This window comes from Anaerosporomusa subterranea (assembly GCF_001611555.1).
Lineage (GTDB): Bacteria > Bacillota > Negativicutes > Sporomusales > Acetonemataceae > Anaerosporomusa > Anaerosporomusa subterranea.
Map to the genome: position 1 here is coordinate 1 of NZ_LSGP01000011.1, position 1,880 is coordinate 1,880.

Here is a 1,880-nt window from a genome sequence, read left to right on the forward strand (position 1 = left end):
CAGGATCAAACTCTCCAATAAAGTTTTATTGAAGCCTTTTGATGGCTCGAATAACTAAGAAACTATTGTTAGTTGTCTGTCTTGCGACAGACTCGCACATCTGGCATTAACTTTCCTTACCTACATTGTTCAGTTTTCAAGGAGCTTCGCGTTTCAACAAACGGCATTTACTCGTTCGCTTCAATCGCTGCGTTACCGTCACCGGTGACGCTTGAACATCTTACCACAGCGCTTAGGCTGTGTCAACATGTTTCTTTTTGGTAACTGACCAGGGTCTCAGAGGCAACGCGGCATATCATACACGGATAATTTCACCGTATACATATCTAAAAACCGGAAGTGCCCTGCATTATTCTGGCAGCCTGTCTTGCGACAGCTTAATTATGTTAACACATGCCCAGCGATGTGTCAACTAGAACTTTCTGCAAAAGTAATTAGTACTTCGCAGCAAGATTTGGTAAATGGAGCGGAAGACGAGATTCGAACTCGCGACCCTCGCCTTGGCAAGGCGATGCTCTACCGCTGAGCTACTTCCGCATAATTATGGAGAAGATCATGGTCGGAGCGGCAGGATTCGAACCTGCGACCCCCTGGTCCCAAGCCAGGTGCTCTACCAAGCTGAGCCACGCCCCGATTAACAGATGGTATAGAAGGAATGGTGGCGGCGCACGGATTTGAACCGCGGACCGATCGGGTATGAACCGATTGCTCTAGCCAACTGAGCTACGCCGCCATAATGGTGGAGGGAGGTGGATTCGAACCACCGAAGTCAACGACGGCAGATTTACAGTCTGCTCCCTTTAGCCACTCGGGAATCCCTCCATAATAGAACTATGGAGCTGGCGAGAGGAATTGAACCCCCAACCTGCTGATTACAAGTCAGCTGCTCTACCAATTGAGCTACACCAGCATTATGAACTAGCAAGAAAGGAAAAATGGTGACCCCGGCAGGATTCGAACCTGCGACCTTTTGATTCGTAGTCAAACGCTCTATCCAGCTGAGCTACGGAGTCATAATGGCGACCCTGAACGGATTTGAACCGTCGATCTCCGCCGTGACAGGGCGGCATGTTAGACCGCTACACCACAGGGCCGCATAGCAAAGGAAATGGTGGGCGATGACGGGATCGAACCGCCGACATCCTGCTTGTAAGGCAGGCGCTCTCCCGGCTGAGCTAATCGCCCGGGAAATGGTGACCCGTGGGGGATTCGAACCCCCGTAATCGCCGTGAAAGGGCGGTGTCTTAACCGCTTGACCAACGGGCCATTGTGTGGCGGAGTGGCAGGGATTTGAACCCTGGCGGGACTTGCATCCCCTAACGATTTAGCAAACCGTCCTCTTCAGCCACTTGAGTACCACTCCATATTGGTTGCGGGAGCAGGACTTGAACCTACGACCTTCGGGTTATGAGCCCGACGAGCTACCAACTGCTCCATCCCGCGATATTCATGGCAGGGTCGCGTAATTTAAACCAGCACGAGGTGCCCCCACTAGCTCCTGGGGCTAGAAGTCTCTGCTGTTCTATCGCGACCGCAATATTAACTTAGTGGCGGATGTTTATAATATCATGAAATATTATTACTGTCAATATGTAAACTAGACTTTCTTTTGCCATCGAGCAAAGAGGAACGGTCTATGAAAACTTATATATAGTTTAAGGTATTCTATTTATTTTCAGTTCTTTCTTCGGAACTGATCTGAAATAAATCCTTTGGTTGCTCGTAGCCATGAACTTCTGCCAAAATTCAACTACCTGGGCCTCTATCACCGCAAATGGCAGTGAGTCTTATGTCACAAGACCTCGGAGCTCAATAATTTTAAAAACAAAAAAGCACTCGCTTTCTAGCGAGTGCTTTTACAAACCTGCGACTACCTATCC

11 tRNA genes are annotated in these 1,880 nt (G+C 49.1%); all 11 read right to left on the bottom strand.

The window, feature by feature from the left end:
* Nucleotides 1-462: 462 nt before the first annotated feature.
* A tRNA-Gly gene (locus AXX12_RS03260) sits at nt 463-537 on the bottom strand.
* 19 nt (nt 538-556) lie between these two features.
* Nucleotides 557-633: transfer RNA gene (locus tag AXX12_RS03265), tRNA-Pro, on the bottom strand.
* Between the two features lie 23 nt (nt 634-656).
* Nucleotides 657-733 (bottom strand) — tRNA-Met (locus AXX12_RS03270).
* 4 nt (nt 734-737) lie between these two features.
* Nucleotides 738-822, bottom strand: a tRNA-Tyr gene (locus AXX12_RS03275).
* A gap of 12 nt (nt 823-834) precedes the next feature.
* Nucleotides 835-910, bottom strand: a tRNA-Thr gene (locus tag AXX12_RS03280).
* 26 nt (nt 911-936) lie between these two features.
* A tRNA-Arg gene (locus tag AXX12_RS03285) sits at nt 937-1,013 on the bottom strand.
* A 4-nt stretch (nt 1,014-1,017) separates the two neighbouring features.
* A tRNA-Asp gene (locus tag AXX12_RS03290) sits at nt 1,018-1,094 on the bottom strand.
* A 15-nt stretch (nt 1,095-1,109) separates the two neighbouring features.
* Nucleotides 1,110-1,185: transfer RNA gene (locus tag AXX12_RS03295), tRNA-Val, on the bottom strand.
* Between the two features lie 6 nt (nt 1,186-1,191).
* Nucleotides 1,192-1,266 (bottom strand) — tRNA-Glu (locus tag AXX12_RS03300).
* A 6-nt stretch (nt 1,267-1,272) separates the two neighbouring features.
* Nucleotides 1,273-1,363 (bottom strand) — tRNA-Ser (locus tag AXX12_RS03305).
* Between the two features lie 4 nt (nt 1,364-1,367).
* Nucleotides 1,368-1,443 (bottom strand) — tRNA-Met (locus tag AXX12_RS03310).
* Between the last annotated feature and the right edge of the window lie 437 nt (nt 1,444-1,880).